General features: G+C 69.2%; 19 protein-coding genes. 7 read left to right on the forward strand and 12 right to left on the reverse strand.

The window, feature by feature from the left end:
• The 4 genes from WA967_RS00890 to WA967_RS00905 form a co-directional block, all read left to right on the forward strand.
• Window positions 1-272, forward strand: a 272-nt coding sequence (locus WA967_RS00890) for a lycopene cyclase domain-containing protein (RefSeq protein ID WP_424419025.1), incomplete at its 5' end; no start/stop codon positions are given.
• The gene (locus tag WA967_RS00895; RefSeq protein ID WP_424419026.1) at window positions 269-604 is read left to right on the forward strand and encodes a lycopene cyclase domain-containing protein; all 336 of its coding nucleotides are present in this window, start codon (window positions 269-271) and stop codon (window positions 602-604) included. The genes WA967_RS00890 and WA967_RS00895, both read left to right, overlap by 4 nt.
• Window positions 597-1,487, forward strand: a complete 891-nt coding sequence (locus WA967_RS00900; protein ID WP_424419027.1) for a prenyltransferase — start codon at window positions 597-599, stop codon at window positions 1,485-1,487. Before WA967_RS00895 ends, WA967_RS00900 begins: the two co-directional genes overlap by 8 nt.
• On the forward strand, window positions 1,484-2,980 hold the full coding sequence (locus WA967_RS00905; protein WP_424419028.1) for an SDR family oxidoreductase: 1,497 nt from the start codon (window positions 1,484-1,486) through the stop codon (window positions 2,978-2,980). The genes WA967_RS00900 and WA967_RS00905 overlap by 4 nt, the downstream gene beginning before the upstream one ends.
• On the opposite strand, the gene WA967_RS00910 is transcribed toward WA967_RS00905, so the two are convergent.
• Complete coding sequence (locus WA967_RS00910; protein WP_424419029.1) at window positions 2,967-3,899, reverse strand: N-acetylglucosamine kinase; 933 nt, start codon at window positions 3,897-3,899, stop codon at window positions 2,967-2,969. The two genes, WA967_RS00905 and WA967_RS00910, sit on opposite strands and share 14 nt — an antisense overlap.
• Before the next feature lie 107 nt (window positions 3,900-4,006).
• Between WA967_RS00910 and WA967_RS00915 the strand changes: the two genes are divergently transcribed.
• Window positions 4,007-4,462, forward strand: a complete 456-nt coding sequence (locus tag WA967_RS00915) for a hypothetical protein (protein WP_298863817.1) — start codon at window positions 4,007-4,009, stop codon at window positions 4,460-4,462.
• Between the two features lie 15 nt (window positions 4,463-4,477).
• Here WA967_RS00915 and WA967_RS00920 read toward each other — a convergent pair whose 3' ends face one another.
• From WA967_RS00920 to WA967_RS00970, 11 genes are all read right to left on the reverse strand, one after another.
• A complete protein-coding gene (locus WA967_RS00920) occupies window positions 4,478-5,590 on the reverse strand; it encodes a hypothetical protein (protein ID WP_424419030.1) in 1,113 nt (370 codons plus the stop codon).
• Window positions 5,584-6,387, reverse strand: coding sequence for a hypothetical protein (locus WA967_RS00925; RefSeq protein ID WP_424419031.1), 804 nt, complete (start codon window positions 6,385-6,387; stop codon window positions 5,584-5,586). Before WA967_RS00925 ends, WA967_RS00920 begins: the two co-directional genes overlap by 7 nt.
• Window positions 6,384-7,466, reverse strand: coding sequence for a vWA domain-containing protein (locus WA967_RS00930; RefSeq protein WP_424419032.1), 1,083 nt, complete (start codon window positions 7,464-7,466; stop codon window positions 6,384-6,386). Before WA967_RS00930 ends, WA967_RS00925 begins: the two co-directional genes overlap by 4 nt.
• A complete protein-coding gene (locus WA967_RS00935) occupies window positions 7,463-8,461 on the reverse strand; it encodes a vWA domain-containing protein (protein WP_424419033.1) in 999 nt (332 codons plus the stop codon). The genes WA967_RS00930 and WA967_RS00935 overlap by 4 nt, the downstream gene beginning before the upstream one ends.
• Window positions 8,461-8,949, reverse strand: a complete 489-nt coding sequence (locus WA967_RS00940; RefSeq protein WP_424419034.1) for a hypothetical protein — start codon at window positions 8,947-8,949, stop codon at window positions 8,461-8,463. Before WA967_RS00940 ends, WA967_RS00935 begins: the two co-directional genes overlap by 1 nt.
• On the reverse strand, window positions 8,936-9,877 hold the full coding sequence (locus tag WA967_RS00945) for a DUF58 domain-containing protein (protein WP_424419035.1): 942 nt from the start codon (window positions 9,875-9,877) through the stop codon (window positions 8,936-8,938). The genes WA967_RS00940 and WA967_RS00945 overlap by 14 nt, the downstream gene beginning before the upstream one ends.
• Window positions 9,878-9,943: 66 nt before the next feature.
• Window positions 9,944-11,131, reverse strand: coding sequence for an AAA family ATPase (locus WA967_RS00950; protein WP_424419036.1), 1,188 nt, complete (start codon window positions 11,129-11,131; stop codon window positions 9,944-9,946).
• Window positions 11,132-11,309: 178 nt separating this feature from the next.
• Complete coding sequence (locus tag WA967_RS00955) at window positions 11,310-11,861, reverse strand: GAD-like domain-containing protein (RefSeq protein ID WP_424419037.1); 552 nt, start codon at window positions 11,859-11,861, stop codon at window positions 11,310-11,312.
• A gap of 10 nt (window positions 11,862-11,871) precedes the next feature.
• A complete protein-coding gene (locus WA967_RS00960) occupies window positions 11,872-12,513 on the reverse strand; it encodes a polymorphic toxin type 15 domain-containing protein (protein ID WP_424419038.1) in 642 nt (213 codons plus the stop codon).
• Between the two features lie 13 nt (window positions 12,514-12,526).
• Window positions 12,527-12,775 carry a hypothetical protein gene (locus WA967_RS00965; protein WP_424419039.1) on the reverse strand — a complete coding sequence of 83 codons (249 nt, stop codon included), beginning with the start codon at window positions 12,773-12,775 and terminating at the stop codon, window positions 12,527-12,529.
• Window positions 12,776-12,898: 123 nt separating this feature from the next.
• Window positions 12,899-13,597: a Pr6Pr family membrane protein gene (locus WA967_RS00970; protein WP_424419040.1), complete on the reverse strand. Its 699-nt coding sequence runs from the start codon at window positions 13,595-13,597 to the stop codon at window positions 12,899-12,901.
• A gap of 123 nt (window positions 13,598-13,720) precedes the next feature.
• Between WA967_RS00970 and WA967_RS00975 the strand changes: the two genes are divergently transcribed.
• Both WA967_RS00975 and WA967_RS00980 read left to right on the forward strand, forming a co-directional pair.
• The gene (locus WA967_RS00975; protein WP_424419041.1) at window positions 13,721-15,007 is read left to right on the forward strand and encodes an adenylosuccinate synthase; all 1,287 of its coding nucleotides are present in this window, start codon (window positions 13,721-13,723) and stop codon (window positions 15,005-15,007) included.
• Window positions 15,008-15,041: 34 nt separating this feature from the next.
• Entirely contained in the window at window positions 15,042-16,235 is a 1,194-nt protein-coding gene (locus WA967_RS00980; protein WP_424419042.1) for a lactonase family protein, read from the forward strand.
• Window positions 16,236-16,264: the final 29 nt, after the last annotated feature.

Raw genomic sequence — 16,264 nt, forward strand, 5'->3', positions numbered from 1 at the left:
TGCTCGACGTGCGCTTCTCCCTGGTGCTGCGTCGCCGGCCCGTCGCGGCGGTCGTCGCGCTGGTCGTCGGGCTGGCGTTCTTCATCGCCTGGGACGCGGCGGGCATCGCGCTCGGGGTGTTCCGGCATGTCGATTCGCACTGGGCGAGCGGCATCCTGCTGGCCCCGGAGTTCCCGGTCGAGGAACTGATGTTCCTGATGTTCCTCAGCTACCTGACGCTGATCCTGCTGAGCGGATGGCGGCGCTGGCGCGAGCGCAGGGAGCGACGATGACCTATCTGCTGCTCTCGCTGCCCTTCGTCGCCGCCGGGCTCATCCTGTTCGGGATCGGTGCGGCGCACGCCCGGCGCCGGGACGACCTGCGCCGGTACCTGTCGGCGTGGGGAGTGAGCACGGCCGTCCTGCTGATTCTCACCGTCGTGTTCGACAACGTCATGATCGGCGCGGGCTTCTTCGACTATCGCGAAGACGGCATCTCGGGCATCCGCATCGCGCTGATGCCCGTCGAGGACCTGCTGTATCCGATCGCGGGAGCGCTGCTTCTCAGCGGCGTCTGGCAGCTGCTGGATGCTGCACGCGAACCGGGAGGACGCTCCGATGCCTGACCGCCGTTCCGCAGTGCGCACGCTGCTCGTCGCCTCCCGGCCGCTGAGCTGGATCAACACCGCGTTCCCGTTCGCGGCCGGCTACTTCCTCAGCACGGGGCGGATCGATGCCGCGCTCCTGATCGGCACGGTGTTCTTCCTGGTGCCCTACAACCTCACCATGTACGGCGTGAACGACGTGTTCGACTACGAGTCCGACCTCGCCAACCCGCGCAAGGGAGGGGCCGAGGGGGCCAAGCTGCCTCTCGCCCTGCATCGCACCACCCTGTGGATCTCGGCGGTGCTCACGGCGATCTTCGTCGTGGCGCTGGTGATCCTCGGTGCGCAGCGCCCGCTGTCGTGGCTGGTGCTCGCGATCAGCGTGTTCGCCGTGCTCGCGTACTCGGTGCCGCGGCTGCGCTTCAAGGAGATCCCGGTGCTGGACTCGATCACCTCGAGCACGCACTTCGTCACCCCGGCGCTGTACGCCTTCGCGCTCGCCGGCACCACCATCACGCCGCCGCTGATCCTCACGATGGGCGCGTTCTTCTGCTGGGGCATGGCCAGCCACGCCTTCGGCGCCGTGCAGGACATCGTTCCCGACCGCGAGGCGGACATCGGATCCATCGCGACGGCGCTCGGCGCGGCACGCACGGTGTGCTTCGCGATCGCACTGTGGGCGCTCGCCGGGGTGCTCATGCTGTTCGCGCCGTGGCCGGCGTCGCTGGCGTCACTTGCCGCCGTGCCGTACATCGCGATCGTCGCCCCCTTCGCCCGGGTGCACGACGCGCACTCCGCGTCGGCCAACCGGGCCTGGCGCCGGTTCCTCGCGATCAACTATGCAGTGGGGTTCGGTGTGACGATGCTGCTGATCCTGTGCAGGACGGAAGGGCTTTTCGCATGACCCGTGTTCTCGTCACCGGGGCCACCGGCTACATCGGCGGGCGGCTCGTGCCGCAACTACTGGACGCGGGACACGACGTGAGCGTCTTCGTCCGCTCGGCATGGAAGCTGCGGGACGTGCCCTGGCGCAGCCGCGTGAAGGTGTTCTCCGGCGACCTGGCCGACCCGATCGCCGCCCGGCGGGCCATGACCGGCATCGAGGTCGCCTTCCACCTGGTGCACTCCATGAGCTCTGGTCGCGGGTTCCGCGCGCTGGAGAGGGAGGGCGCGAGGACGTTCGCGGATGCCGCCGCGGCATCCGGCGTGCGGCGCGTGGTGTACCTGGGCGGTCTGCATCCCCGCGGTGACCGCCTGTCCGAACACCTCGCCTCGCGGGCGGAGGTGGGTCGGGTGCTGCTGGACGCACCCGTCCCCGCCATCGTCTTCCAGGCCGGCATCGTGATCGGCTCGGGCTCGGCGTCGTTCGAGATGATCCGGCACCTGACCGAGGTGCTGCCGTACATGCCCGCCCCGCGCTGGGTGCGCAACCGCGTGCAGCCGATCGCGGTGCGCGACGTGCTGCGCTACCTGGTGCTGTCCGTGGACGCCCCCGGCGAGCTGAACCGCACCTTCGACATCGGCGGACCCGACATTCTGCGGTACGGCCAGATGATGAACGGCTACGCCGTGGAAGCGGGCCTGCCCCAGCGGCACATCGCCGCACTCCCCGTGCTGACGCCGTGGCTGGCGTCGCAGTGGGTCAGCCTGGTCAGTCCCATCCCGCGTCAGATCGCGGTGCCGATCATCGCCTCGCTGCAGAACGATTGCGTCATGAACGAGCACGACATCGACGGCGTCATCCCACCTCCGCCCGAGGGACTGCTGCCGTATCGCACCGCCGTGCGCCTCGCACTCCGGCGCGAGGCCGACGGGGAGGTGGAGACCAGCTGGCAGAGCGCCACTGTTCCCGGTGCGCCGAGTGATCCGCTGCCGAGCGATCCGGATTGGGCCGGTCACACGGTCTTCACCGATGTCCGCGAGCGCAGGAGTGCCACGGCGCCCGAGGCGATCTGGCGCGTGATCGAGGCGATCGGAGGCGAGCAGGGCTGGCATTCGTTCCCGCTGGCGTGGGCGGCCCGCGGCTGGATCGACAGGCTCGTCGGCGGAGTGGGGATGCGCCGTGGCCGCCGGCATCCCTCACGGGTGAACAGCGGCGACGTGATCGATGTGTGGCGGGTCGAGTCCGTGGAACGAGGGCGGATGCTGCGCCTGCGCGCCGAGATGCGGATGCCCGGCCGCGGCTGGCTGGAGATGAGCGTCGAACCGGATGCCGACGGCAGCGTCTACCGCCAGCGGGCCGTCTACTTCCCCAGAGGGCTCAGCGGCCGGCTCTACTGGCTGGTGCTGCTGCCGTTCCACGGCATCATCTTCAACGGCATGGCGCGCAGCATCCTGCACGAGGCGGAGGCCGGCGTCGGGGACTCCGCGCAGGCGAAGGGCGTCAGCCTCGGCTGACGTCCGCGAAGCGCTCGCGGAGCGGATGCCGGGGCCCGAGGCCCGCCAGGGCGACCGCGCCGTCCAGGCCGGAGCCCTGCGGGCTCACGAATCGGGCATCCGGCGCCTCCGAGCGCACGGCGTCGGCGAAGGCGGTGCGGATCAGGTCCGACCCGAACACCCCGCCGATGGCGGCGACGGCGGCGTCGGCCGGGGCCTCGGTCACGCGCAGGGCGGTCAGGGCCGCCAGGGCCAGCTCTCCGGCAGCCTCACGGCAGATGCGCTCGGCCACCTCGTCGCCGGTGGCGGCGAGCAGAGCCGTCGGGGCGGCGAAGGATGCCACGATGCGGACGCGATCCTCGGATGCCTGTAGCGCGATGTACGCTGAGGACAGGTCCGCCCAGCGCTCCTGCGCCACGGCGGTGAGCGAGGTGGCGGGACCACGGCCGTCGTGCGCGCGCATCACGGCATCCAGCGCCGCGCGTCCGATCCAGTAGCCGCTGCCGGCGTCGCCCATGATGTAGCCCCAGCCGTCCACGCGCGTGGAGTGCTCGGGACCCACGCCGAGGGTGACCACTCCGGTGCCGGCCGCGACCACGGCGCCGTACTGATCGCCCAGCGCACCGAGGAACGAGGTGACCGAGTCGTGCGTGACGACGACGCGCTGCACGCCGGCCAGCGTCGGATGCTGCAGCAGCGCGCGCGCCTCTTCATCGGCATCCGTCAGTCCTGAGACGCCGAACGTGACGGTGTGCGGGGTCGTGCCGGAATCCCGGGAGACGGCTTCGACGACGTGGGTGAGCTGACCGAGCAGCGGTCGGTCGGTGAGCACGCCGGAGAACACGGCATCGCGCACGCCGTCCGGGCGGACCAGTCGCGTCTTGATGCCGGTCTGCCCGGCGTCGATCGCGAGCAGCGTGCGGTGCTGTGCCTCGGACACGTCCATCCCTTCTCGAGGCCGGTGATCGGCCCCGTGCCAGCGTAGGGCACGGGTAGGGCGTTGTGCGGAGGCGAGAATGGAAGCACCATCGAGGAGAAGGACGCAGGATGACCCAGGCACCACAGGAGGAGGTCGGAGCGTTCCGGCCGCGCTATCGAGGACTCGTGCACGAGGTCGCCGAGACGGTCGCGATGCCGCACACGTACACCCTGCTGATCTGGGCGACGACCATGGTCACCGTCGCGCACCGCGGACTGCCGGATCTCCTCTCGATCTTCTGCCTGCTCGTCGGGGCGTGCGCGGCCTACATCGGCGTCGGCCGGATCGGGCATCGGATCCATGACGCCCGCCCCGCCGTGCACCGGCGCGCGATCACGCATCCGTATCTCGTCGCCTGCGGCAACCTCGCCACCCTCGCCGCCGCCACCGGGGCATGCGCAGCGGTCTCGCTCATCCCCGTCGCCCACCTCGCGTGGTTGGCGGTCGGCGCCACCGGCACCAGCGTCTTCCTGCTGGGCATCGCCCTGCAGGCCGTCGTGCAGCGGCGCATCCGCCGGGGCTGATCGAGGCGCCTCCGCTCAGTACCCCGGATACCCCTTGAGCTCGTCCTGATAGGCGGCCCTGTCCTTCGCGGGCAGCACCTGGCGGGCGAACACCATCAGCTGGATGCCCTCCAGCGGCTCCCCGGTCTGCTTCTGCAGGGCCTCGCGCTCGGTGCGGAACTCGCCGGTGGGATCCTTGGACAGGTCATTGGCATACGCGTAGAACCGCAGCGGATCGGGGTACGTGTCGGTGTAGTACTCCCAGGTGTGCTGGCGCTCTGGGTCGGCGGAACCGTACAGCTTGGCCAGCATGTCGTTCGAGATGCCGGTGCCCTTCTCGTTCAGCGCGAACAGGGCGGGCATGCCCTTCTCGGCGAGCACCTGGTCGATCGTGCTCATGATCTCGCTCTTGCGCCGGTTGTCCTGCACGGGCTGCACGCTCGACCACACCGTGGAGGTGTACCTCTTCAGCATCGACTCGCCGCCGTAGCCGTTGCGCTCGGGGCTCACGTCGACAGCGCCGGTCTGCACCCAGGTGAGGCCGTACACGCTGCTGAGTCGCTCCCGGATGGCTGCCATCAGCTCGTCCCCCTGGGACTGCACGTCCTCCAGCGACGGCTGGCTGAGCACGTCGTCGTTCGAGACGCCCTTGATGCCGGGATACCCGGCCTCGTGCGTCTGCTCGGCGGTCTTCGTGCCGCTGTACGCGTGCGTGGCGGCCGAGCGCAGCGCGCCCATCGCCCCGACGGTCGCGACGTTGAACACCAGCGTCACCGCGAGGGCCACGGCGCCCAGCATCCGCCCTCGCCTCGTCAGGAGCGCGGCGATGATCGCGCCGAGCACGACGAACTGCACGACGATCATCGACGCGCCGTACAGGGCGTCCGTGCCGCCGGCGCCCATCATCAGCAGCATCACCAGCACGAACAGCACGGTGCCGATCAGCGCGACGAGCCCCAGCACGGTGACGTGCTTCGTCTCCGCGGCGGGCGCGGCGGTGTAGGTGACATCGCCGGATGCCTGCGCCAGGCCCGCCGCGGCGTCCAGGCCCTCCTGGGTGCGCCTGGCGCCGCGATAGCCGCCGGGCGGCGGCAGGGGAGGCGCTCCCTCGGAGCCGCCGACGTACGTGCTGCGCTGATGCTCTACCACGGCTTGTCCGTTCCGCCGCCGGAGCCGTTCTGGTCGCCCCTGCCCTGATCCTCGCGGTCCTGGGCGCCCTGGTCCAGCTTCTTCTGGATGTCGTCGAGGTCGCTCTGCTTGGGCTGGTCCTGCTGCTGGTCGCTCTGATCCGGCTGCCGGCTCTGATCCGGGTCCTGCTGGCTCTGCTGCTGCTTCTCCTGCTGCCGCTGCCTGTTCTGATCCACGGTGTCGCCCATGTCACGGCTCTGATCGGGAGACTGGTTCTGCGCGTCGTCGCTGCTGCACTCCTTCGGCGTCTCCACCGTCACCTGCAGCGCCTCGCTGTAGAACTGCGCGGCCTTCGCGGCGTCGCCGGCGGCCTGCGCGGCATCTCCCTGCCGTTCGATCACCAGCGACAGGTTGATGCGCACGTAGCAGACGTCCAGACCGGATGCCAGGGGCAGCGCGCGCTCGAGCTCCTTCCGCGCCTCGGGCAGCTTCTCCTGCCCCGCCAGCGCCGTGCCGATGTCGTACGGCGCCGTGAACTGCTCGAACCAGTTCAGGACGTCCAGGTTGCGGGCGGCGGCCTCCGACTCGGCGTACCCGCCGGCCACGTACGAGCTGATCGACTGATGCGCGAACGCGTACATGCTCAGCAGCTTGCCTGCGAACAGCAGCGCCGCCAGCGTCAGCGGCAGCAGTCCCATCGTGATCCATCGCCGGATGCTGCGCCTGCGGCGGTTCGCCGCGAGCAGGGCCGCAGCGGCGTCGGCGGAGGTCGGGTTCGAGGCGGAAGCCGGTGCAGGGGCCGTCATCGTGTCGGTCATCGCTTCGACCCTTCACTTCGACTCGCCGACGCTCGCTCGGTACGAGCGACAGGCTCAGGGCCCCAGGATCTCTTCTGCACGTTCTTCTCGGCCAGCCCGCGCAGGCGCATGATCTGCATCGCGGCCCTCAGGACCTCGACGGCCACCAGCACGATCAGCACGAGGGCGGCGATCCAGTAGAGCTCGATCACGTTGCCGACCTCGCCGGATGCCGTGTAGTCGGTCGTGGTCGAGGGCGCCTCGGGCAGCGTGATCTCGGCGGATGCCGTGCGGTGCTGGTAGGTCACGCCCAGCTGCTCGGCGATCTGCCGCAGGTTGCCCTCGTCGGTCACGGACTTCGCGTCCTGGCCCTGGTACTGGATGTACTCGCCGCCCTCATGCGTCCCCGAGCCTGCCTGCGGGCCCGCCCTGCCGGTGGTCTTCTTCATCGGCCCGCCCTCGGCGGTGCCGTAGCCCAGCACCGCGCCGCCGTCGACGTACTTCGCGCTGCTGGCGAACGACTCCGGCCGGGTGTCGGACGTCTGCTCGCCGTCGCCCAGGTAGAACACCATCCGGCTGCGATCCGGCGACGAGGTCGCTGCGGCGGAGAGTGTGTCGGCCAGCATCCGATTCGCCACGCTGATCGAGGAACCGCGGGACTGATCGGTGATCTCGGGCAGCATCACGTCGATCGAGGACATCAGCGCCGTGGCATCCGTCGTCAGCGGCAGGCGCAGCTGCGCCGTCGCATCGAAGCTGATCAGCGAGAAGCGCGCGCCGGGATACTCGTCGACGATGGACTGCACGTCGGCCCGCACGCCCTTCAGGCGCGGCTGGTCGCCGTTCCAGTCCTCGGCGATGATGCTGGCGGTCGTGTCGACGACGATCACCACGTCGGTGTCGGTGGCGAGGGTCTGCGAGGTGCCGCCCGGGATGCCCGGACGCAGCAGCATGACGAACACCACCACCAGCATCCCCAGGCGCAGCGCCCACAGCGACCGGGGTCGCGGCCCCTTGATCAGGGCGCGCACGACGAAGACCGCCGGCACCGCGCACAGCAGCGCGAGGAGCACGGGATGGATGACGGGCTGGAGGATCACAGGCGCATCCTCCACAGCAGGGTGAGGAACCCGAGGATCGCTACCAGCATGAGGGCGATGGCGAGGTCCGGACTGTCCACGCGGATGACCTGGGCCTGTCCCTTCAGCGCCGTCGCCTCCTGCTTCTGGATCTCGGTGATGATGTCGCCGACCGTGGTGGTCTCGCGCAGTGCGTACGACTGGCCGCCAGTGAGGGCGGCGGCGTCCTCCAGCTGTTTGCTGACCTTCTCATCCTTGCCCTGCACGGGATTCAGGGCGAACACGCGCACCTTCTGGGAGCTGGCGTACTGCGCGGCCTCCTCGATGGTCAGGATCGAGGCGCCGGCAAGCTCGTTGTCCGTGGCGAGGATGACGGAGCGACTGCGGTCGTCCTCAGCGTGGTCGAAGCGCATGGTGCAGGCGGCCAGCCCGTCGCCGATCAGCGAGGCGCCCGGGCCGTTGAGCGTTCCCACCCAGTGCTCGGGCGTCTCGTCGTGGTAGTCGAAGCTGGAGCGCAGCTGCTGCAGCTGCTTCTTCACGAACGGGTAGTCGTCGGTGAGGGGGAACACCTGCACGGGGGAGCTGTTGAAGATCGTCAGGCCGATGCGCTCGCCCTTGAAGCCCTTCAGCAGCTCCTCGAACACCCGCAGCACTTCGACGTCGACATCGGACATCGAGCCGGAGACGTCCAGGCACAGCATGATGTCGCGGCTCGTGTTGATCGGCTGCACGGTCTTCGGAGACATCGGGCGCGCGGCCACCACACCGCCCAGCAGCACCGCGACGGCCCCGACGATGAGGATGCCGGACAGCAGGCTCATCCGGCGGCGGATGGCGGAGCGGAACGACGGCAGCGCGCGCAGCCGCTCGGCGCGCGAGACCAGCACGCCGGGTGCGGTGTCGGCCCGCTCCCTGCCGCGCAGTCCCAGCAGGATGCCGGCCACGACCGCCACGATCAGCACGCCGAGCGCGACGAGGACCAGCCACCAGGTGTTCAGCGCCACGTCTGCACCCATCAGTGCCAGCCTCTGACGACGTTGCGGGCGGCCTCGGCGCCGTAGACCGGATCGATGGCGGGCCCGCGCTGGAAGATGCTCGGGTAATAGTGCCGGCGGATCGCGTCGATGAGGGCGGGATCCACGCCCCGGGCGACCAGGTCGTCGAGGGCCAGCACGGGTGCCTCGAGTCCGGAGTACTCGTTCACGAACTCGCGCACCAGCCTTGAGAGTTCGAAGTTCGCCTGCTTCGGGTTCATCTGCCGCGAGCGGTATGCATCCTCGATGCGCTGGATGCCGGTCAGGTACTCCCCGCGCAGCTGCGTGAGCACGTCTGCCGTCGGCGGCGTGTAGACGGGGGCGCCGTGCAGCGTGATGCTGCGCTTCGGGCGGGTGAGCAGGAACAGCATCCAGAACGCGAGCCCGATCAGCAGCAGGATGCCGATGGCCAGCAGCATCCAGATCCAGCCGTACTGCACGGGAGGGTACAGGTCGTCAGAGGCGGGCATGCGACCTCCGGTTCAGCATCGACAGCAGCGTCGGCACCGCGGCATCCTGCCCCGAGAAATCGGCATGCGTGATCTCGTGCCGGCGCAGCACCTCGTCGCGGTGCGCGGTGGCCGCGGCCTCGAGCGCCGCCAGCTCCGCCATCACCTCGGTGTCGCCGTGCACGAAATCGGGGATGCCCCAGCCGGTGTCCACGTCGCGGCGGTGCTGCAGCCCTCCGGCCTCGGGATTCACAGGGTCGACGAGCCGGTCGAACACGCCCACCCGCCTGCCGCCGCCGGTGACGAGTTCGGCATCCCGCAGCGTCAGCCACAGCACGTCGTGCTGCACCTTCAGCCGTCGCAGCAGCCGGTCGGTGTCGTCGGTGAGCGGGGCCTCGTCGGTGACGATCACGACGATGGAGCGGCGCGCGATGTTGCGGGCGGTGTACTGCAGCAGCCCATCCCGGTCGCTGGCTGCCGTGCTGGCGTCGATCGCGTCGCGCACGGTGCGCAGCGCGTGCTCCAGGGCGCCCTCGGTGCCGCCGGGCGGCAGGCGCTTCACGCGGACGGCGTCGCCGTGGATCACCGCGAAGTCATCGCCGTGCCGCACGGTGAGCAAGCCCAGGGCGCCGGTCAGCAGCACGGCCAGGTCGCGCTTGGGACGCTCATCCTCGGCGAGGGCCTGCATGCCGCGACCGGTGTCCACCAGGAACAGCACGGTGTGCCTGCGGGTGGCCCTGGTGCGCTTGATGAGCGGTTCGCCGTGGCGGGCCGTGGCGCGCCAGTCGATGTCGCGCACCTGATCGCCGAACTCGTACGGCCGCAGATCCTCGAAGTCCAGGCTGCGCCCGCGCAGCAGCGACGCGTACGCGCCATCGAGCGCGTGCATCGACTTCTGCGATGAGCGGATGAAGAGCTTGGCTCTCACCTGGGTGATCAGACTTGCCATGGCGTCCTGGGTCGTGGACGGGTCTCCGAGTCCCAGTCCTGGGTCCCTGAGCCTGTCGAAGGGTCGTTACGGGGTCGGCACCGACGCGAAGATCTGGTCGATGATCTCCTCGCTGCGCACACCCTCGGCATCCGCCTCGAAGGTCAGCAGCACGCGGTGGCGCAGCACCAGGTGGCGCAGCGCGCGGATGTCCTCGGGAAGCACGTGCGTGCGGCCGTTCAGCAGTGCCAGCGCGCGTGATGCCTGCAGGAACGCGATGCTCGCCCGAGGGCTGGCGCCGTACTTGACGTACCGGGCCCGCTCCTCGCCGATGTACGGCGCGGGGTTCCGCGTGACGTACGCGAGCTGCACGATGTAGTTGCGGATGGCCGGGTCGATGTACACCCGCGAGGCGATGTCCTGCAGGTCCTGCACGTCCTCCAGCGAGATGACCCCTGGCACATGGCGGTCAGGGTTCAGCACACCCGAGTCGATGCGCCCGAGGATCTCGAACTCCTCGGCGGGGCTCGGGTACTCCACGATCTCCTTGAGCAGGAAGCGGTCCATCTGCGCCTCGGGCAGCTCGTAGGTGCCCTCTTGCTCGATGGGGTTCTGCGTGGCGATCACCAGGAACGGCTTGGGCAGCGGGTGCACCTCGCCGCCGATCGTGGTCTGGCGCTCCTGCATGGCTTCGAGCATGGCCGACTGGGTCTTCGCGCTGGAGCGGTTGATCTCGTCCAGCAGCACGAAGTTGGCGTGCACGGGGCCGAGCACGGTGCGGAAGCTGCCCGTGGCGGCGTCGTAGATCTGGCTGCCGGTGATGTCACTGGGCAGCAGATCAGGTGTGCACTGGATGCGCTTGAAGGTGGCTTTCACGGTGTCGGCCAGAGTGCTCGCCGCGGTGGTCTTCGCCAGGCCCGGCACGGACTCCAGCAGGATGTGGCCGCCGGCGATGAGCGCGATCAGCAGGCTCGAGCGCAGACTGGCCTGGCCCACCATCTTGGTGGAGTACGAGTCGGAGATGACGGTCAGGATGCGCTGCGCGCGGGCGAGGTCATCGGGGGAGGCGTTGCGAGCGGATGCCGTCGGCTGCGCGTTCTGAGGCGCTGAGGTGGCTGCCTGGATCCCTGTGCCTGTCGCTTGTACTGAGCGAGCGGTAGCGAGTCGGAGTGAAGGGTCGGCGTCGGCCAACGGCACCGAACCGATCGGAGCCGCCGGAGCGGGCGGCGGCGCAGGCGCGGACGGGACGGATCCAGCGGCCGGGAACTCGGTCATGTCTCATCTCCTCGAGCATTTCGGGGACGGTCGACGACCAGGCATCCCCCCGATACAGGGTAACCGGCGCGTGCGGGACGAAATCAGTGATCTCAGGCATTGTCCGGGTCCGGCTGAGCGTGGCCCCGACCATCGGCTCGGCCAGAGGCTCGATCGCCATCGGAGCGAGTCCGTCGGGTCAGTGTCCGATGACGCCCTGCAGGTCGACGGCCACCTGGATGGCGGGGATGGTCTCGCGCTTGTGCAGGTTCTCGACCTTCGCGGCCCCTCCCATGGACAGCAGCGGCACGAAGATGAACGACTGGTCGTAAGGCAGCTCGCCGTGCGCGGCCACTGCCTTCGGGAAGATTCTCGCTCTGAAGTCATCAAGGATGAAATCATCCTCCACGCGCCGGAGCAGGCTGCGCAGACGGCTTCCGAGTCCGACGGTGTCTCCGAGTCGGTACATGATGCCGACGACGCCGATGCTGGGTTCCCAGGTGATGAGGTCTCCCAGGCCGGTGACCATGATCGGGATGGCGATGCCGTCGCCCTGGGTCTTGCCGATGCAGTCCCCGACCTCGGCCTCGTAGAGCTTGGGGTCGACGATCCGCAGGAACCCCTGTCCGAACGTGCCGTATCCGTAGTTCTCCCAGACCTCGACCAGCTCGTCCGGGACACGCCCCCGGTACTCCTCGATGATCTCCGCCGGAACCGGCGCATGCGGGACGAAGTCAGAGATCTCCACCATGGGGTCCAACCTATCTGAAGACGACGTTGATGAACGTGTTGCTGAGATCAGCACCAGGGTTGTCCTCGATGAACGTGATCACGGCCCTGTCGATGTCGCTCACGCGGCTCCTCCACTGCGAGCCCAAGGACGAGTTGATGCGCATGTCGCCGACTCCCGAGATGTCCGTGACGTCGCCTCCTGCGATCCCATCCAACCGATGGGTGGCGGCTTGGGTTCTGAGCCAATCCTTCGCCGCCTTGTCCGCGGCATCCTTGCTGAGTCCCTGATCTCTCAGATCGTCGTACATGTCTCGGAAGGCGATATCGCGTGCGGCCTGCTGCGCACGCAGCGAATCCGGCGTGCGCCCGTTGTCGAGATACTCGACGCGGTTCTTGAGCCAGTCGGACAGTGGCGTCTTCTGCAGCGTGTCCATCTGCTCGGTGTACTGGCGGTTGAATTCGGTGGAGTCGTGGTTCTTGTTCTTCGTGAACTTCTTGAGGCTGACGTCGACTTTGTCGTCGTACTCGTCCCTGTCCTTGACCTGCCGCATGACGTCGTCGAAGTGCCCGTCGAGGTTGTCCAGAAGCTGGTGCAGCTTGAGATGCAGATCACCGGCTGCTTTGACTCCTGCCTGCCTCAGTTCGCGGAAGAGGGGTTTGACGGCGCTCATCAGTCGCCTCCGTTCAGCAGCTGCTCGACCACGATGTCCACCGCCACGCCGACAACGTCGCCGGCCCCGCCTGCCCCCGCATCGCCGCACTGATGTCACCATTCATCTTCCGGTCGACGGACTGGATCACCCCCTCCAGGTCGTTCCCGAGATCACGCACCAGCGTGGCACCCTTGCGAACCTCATCCTCATCGATGTCAGGCCACTCGAACCCCAGCTTCTCCATCACCCAGACAAGCTCATTCGGCAGCATCATCCCCATCGCACACCTCCGCCACGACCCTAAACGCCCCATCCCACCGCCCGCGATGGGGAGTACTGCCCATGCCACCCGGGATCCTGAATCCCGGGGAACCGGCAGAGGCCGTCCGCAGCCGCCGGCGAGTCAGGCGGCGACGGATGCTGCGCGCCTGCGCGCGACCCAGACCACGCCGGCCCCGACCGCGATGATCGCCAGGGCGATGCCGAGGATGTAGCCGGCCACGCCCAGGTAGCCCCCGGGCGTGATGTGCGGGTTCAGGAACGGGTACGGATACCAGTAAGGGTCGCCGGTGCCGGGGGAGGTGATGAGGTTCGCGCGCACCAGCGTGTAGACCGCCCACAGGATCGGGAACGCGGCGATGGCGCCCAGCGTGCCCCACGACAGCGAGCGGCGCTTCGGCGCGAACAGCACGTCGATCAGCAGGAACAGCGGGATGGCGACGTGCAGCACCTCGTTCGACCACGGGACCGTCGCGCCCTGCGGCAGCTGGATGCCGCGCAGCAGCAGGTTGTAGACGATGCCGGTCACGATCATGTACGTCGCCACGCAGGCCAGCAGCACGGCGAGCCGGCGCGGCTCGCGCGCGGCATCCCTCCCCGCCGTCCATGCCCAGACCGCCGCGATCGCCAGCATCACCGCCGCGCTCAGGTTGGAGAGGATCGTGAAGAAGCTGAAGAAGTTCGTCCCCACGGTCAGCAGATGCGAGCCGTGCGCGGTGGTGGCCTCGGCGGCGCCCGTGAGCGTGCGCACCAGCTGCGCGATGATCGCCGCGAACCCCAGCAGGGATGCGGTGAGGCGGGCGTAGGGCCACCAGGTCGTCATCCGCTCACTGTAGCGATCGGATGCCCCGGAAACCCGCTCCGGTAGGATGGACACGCCCGTTCGGGCCAGCTCATCTGCCGGTGCAAACCCGGCGAACAGCGTGCAGTACCAGGGGGTACACCCATGCCAGGAATCGTGATCGTCGGCGTCCAGTGGGGCGACGAGGGCAAGGGCAAGGCGACAGACCTGCTCGGCGAGCGGACCGACTGGGTGGTGAAGTTCAACGGCGGCAACAACGCCGGCCACACGGTGGTCGTCGGTGACGAGAAGTACGCCCTGCACCTGCTGCCCTCCGGCATCCTGACCCCGGGCGTCACGCCGGTGATCGGCAATGGCGTCGTCGTCGACCTGGAGGTGCTCTTCAGCGAGCTCGAGGCGCTGTCCGCGCGCGGCGTCGATGTCTCGCGGCTGAAGGTCAGCGCCAACGCGCACCTGATCACGCAGTACCACCGGACTCTCGACAAGGTCACCGAGCGCTTCCTCGGCAAGCGCAACATCGGCACGACCGGCCGCGGCATCGGCCCGGCCTACGCCGACAAGATCAACCGCGTGGGCCTGCGCGTACAGGACCTGTTCGACGAGAACATCCTGCGGCAGAAGGTAGAGGGCGCGCTCGACCAGAAGAACCATCTGCTGGTGAAGGTCTTCAACCGCCGCGCGATCACCTGCGACGAGATCGTCGACGAGCTTCTCTCCTATGCGGAGCGGCTGCGGCCGATGGTCGCCGATACCGGCCATCTGGTGGCCGAGGCTCTGAAGCGCGGGGAGGTCGTCGTGTTCGAGGGCGGCCAGGCCACCATGCTCGACGTCGACCACGGCACCTACCCGTTCGTGACCTCGTCGTCGGCCACCGCCGGCGGCGCCTCCACCGGTTCGGGTGTCGGCCCCGGCTCGCTGAACCACATCGTCGGCATCGTGAAGGCGTACACCACCCGGGTGGGCTCGGGGCCGTTCCCCACCGAGCTCAACGACGAGATGGGCGAGTGGCTGCGCAAGACCGGGTTCGAGTACGGCACCACCACCGGCCGCCTGCGCCGCACCGGCTGGTACGACGCCCCCATCACCCGCTACGCCACGCGCGTGAACGGCATCACCGACCTGGTGCTCACAAAGCTCGACGTGCTGACCGGACTGGAGAGGATCCCGGTGTGCGTGGCCTACGACGTCGACGGCGTGCGCTTCGACGACGTGCCGGTGAACCAGACCGACTTCCACCACGCCAAGCCCATCTACCAGGAATTCCCCGGCTGGACCGAGGACATCTCGGCGGCCCGCAGCTTCGAGGACCTGCCGCAGAACGCGCAGGACTACGTGCTGGCCCTGGAGCAGATGAGCAACACGCGCATCTCCGTGATCGGCGTCGGCCCCGAGCGCGAGCAGGTCATCGTGCGCCACGACCTGCTGGACTGACCCCCGCCACAGCGACGGGCGAGGAAGGGCGAACATGACGCGGTTCTGGGTCGGGGGCTACGGCTCCGACATGGAGGGGGATGCCGAGGGCATCGGCTTCCTCGCCGTGGATGACGGGCGCGGGGCCTCGACGCTCGCCTACCGGGGCGTGGCGGCGCGAGTCGCCTCGCCGTCGTGGCTGGCGCAGCATCCGACCCTCGACGTGGTCTACGCGGCGCTGGAGGGCGCGGCCCAGGTGCAGGCATTCGCCCGCTCCGGCGAGGCGACGCTGCGGCCGCTCGGGCCCGCGCTGGCCGCGGGCGAGGCCGTCTGCCATGTCGGGGTCTCCCCGAGCGGGCGGATGCTGATCGCCAGCTGCTACGGCGACGGCCAGGTCATCCGGTACGGCATCGCCGCCGACGGCTCGCTGACTGCCCCGGTTCCCGACAAGGCCGCGGCGCTGCGCGCGGCGCTGTTCGGGGAGCCGGATGCCGGTGGCTCGCCTCACACTCTGGGGGCCGACACGCCAGATGTCGGCCCGATTGGCGCGGGCCGGCCTTCATCTGGCGTGTCGGCCCCCGAACTGTCCTCGGCCCGAGACCCGTACCCGACGCCCGCCGGCGACGAGCCGCGGGTCTCGCACGCGCACTCGGCGGTGTTCCTGCCCGATGGGCGTATCGCCACCACCGACCTGGGCTTCGACCTGGTGCGGATCTGGCGTCCTTCGGCCGGCTCAGGGACCCAGAACGGCGGCCTCACGATCGACCACGAGGTCGTGCTGCCCCGCGGCACCGGCCCGCGGCACATGGTCATGCACCCCAGTGGGCACCTGCACGTGGTGACCGAATACTCCTGCGAGGTCTTCACCCTGGCATCCGCTCCGGACGGCAGCTGGGGTCTGGCATCCGCGACCACCGTCGCACCCATCGCGCAGGTGGGCTTCGACTTCCCCGCCGAGCTGGCCGTCTCGCGCGACGGGAACACGCTGTACACCGCGCTGCGCGGCAGCAATACGATCTCGGCGCTGCGCGTGCGCGGCGCCGGTGAGGTCGTCGAACCGCTGGCGCTCGCCGACTCGGGCGTGGACTGGCCGCGCCACCACCTCGTGCACGAGGGCGTGCTGCTGGTCGCCGGACAGCGCTCCGGCACCATCAGCGCCCTCGATCTGGACGAGCGCACCGGTGCTCCGCGCGAGGTGCGCCACACCACCTCGGCCCCCGTGCCGACGGTGATCCTGCCCGTGCGCTGAGCCCGCGCCCGTCGGCTGCTCGACCGTCC

The sequence above is a fragment of the Microbacterium sp. genome (assembly GCF_049650565.1).
Taxonomy (GTDB): Bacteria; Actinomycetota; Actinomycetes; order Actinomycetales; family Microbacteriaceae; genus Microbacterium.

What these genes read in the sequence shown, in the direction of transcription:
- WA967_RS00895 (WP_424419026.1), top strand. Translation starts at nt 269, where the DNA reads ATGACCTATCTGCTGCTCTCGCTGCCCTTCGTCGCCGCCGGGCTCATC.
- WA967_RS00935 (WP_424419033.1), bottom strand. Translation starts at nt 8,461, where the DNA reads ATGGGTGCAGACGTGGCGCTGAACACCTGGTGGCTGGTCCTCGTCGCG.
- WA967_RS00955 (WP_424419037.1), bottom strand. Translation starts at nt 11,861, where the DNA reads ATGGTGGAGATCTCTGACTTCGTCCCGCATGCGCCGGTTCCGGCGGAG.
- WA967_RS00960 (WP_424419038.1), bottom strand. Translation starts at nt 12,513, where the DNA reads ATGAGCGCCGTCAAACCCCTCTTCCGCGAACTGAGGCAGGCAGGAGTC.
- WA967_RS00970 (WP_424419040.1), bottom strand. Translation starts at nt 13,597, where the DNA reads ATGACGACCTGGTGGCCCTACGCCCGCCTCACCGCATCCCTGCTGGGG.
- WA967_RS00925 (WP_424419031.1), bottom strand. Translation starts at nt 6,387, where the DNA reads ATGACCGACACGATGACGGCCCCTGCACCGGCTTCCGCCTCGAACCCG.
- WA967_RS00950 (WP_424419036.1), bottom strand. Translation starts at nt 11,131, where the DNA reads ATGACCGAGTTCCCGGCCGCTGGATCCGTCCCGTCCGCGCCTGCGCCG.
- WA967_RS00965 (WP_424419039.1), bottom strand. Translation starts at nt 12,775, where the DNA reads ATGGGGATGATGCTGCCGAATGAGCTTGTCTGGGTGATGGAGAAGCTG.
- WA967_RS00945 (WP_424419035.1), bottom strand. Translation starts at nt 9,877, where the DNA reads ATGGCAAGTCTGATCACCCAGGTGAGAGCCAAGCTCTTCATCCGCTCA.
- WA967_RS00975 (WP_424419041.1), top strand. Translation starts at nt 13,721, where the DNA reads ATGCCAGGAATCGTGATCGTCGGCGTCCAGTGGGGCGACGAGGGCAAG.
- WA967_RS00940 (WP_424419034.1), bottom strand. Translation starts at nt 8,949, where the DNA reads ATGCCCGCCTCTGACGACCTGTACCCTCCCGTGCAGTACGGCTGGATC.
- WA967_RS00900 (WP_424419027.1), top strand. Translation starts at nt 597, where the DNA reads ATGCCTGACCGCCGTTCCGCAGTGCGCACGCTGCTCGTCGCCTCCCGG.
- WA967_RS00915 (WP_298863817.1), top strand. Translation starts at nt 4,007, where the DNA reads ATGACCCAGGCACCACAGGAGGAGGTCGGAGCGTTCCGGCCGCGCTAT.
- WA967_RS00905 (WP_424419028.1), top strand. Translation starts at nt 1,484, where the DNA reads ATGACCCGTGTTCTCGTCACCGGGGCCACCGGCTACATCGGCGGGCGG.
- WA967_RS00980 (WP_424419042.1), top strand. Translation starts at nt 15,042, where the DNA reads ATGACGCGGTTCTGGGTCGGGGGCTACGGCTCCGACATGGAGGGGGAT.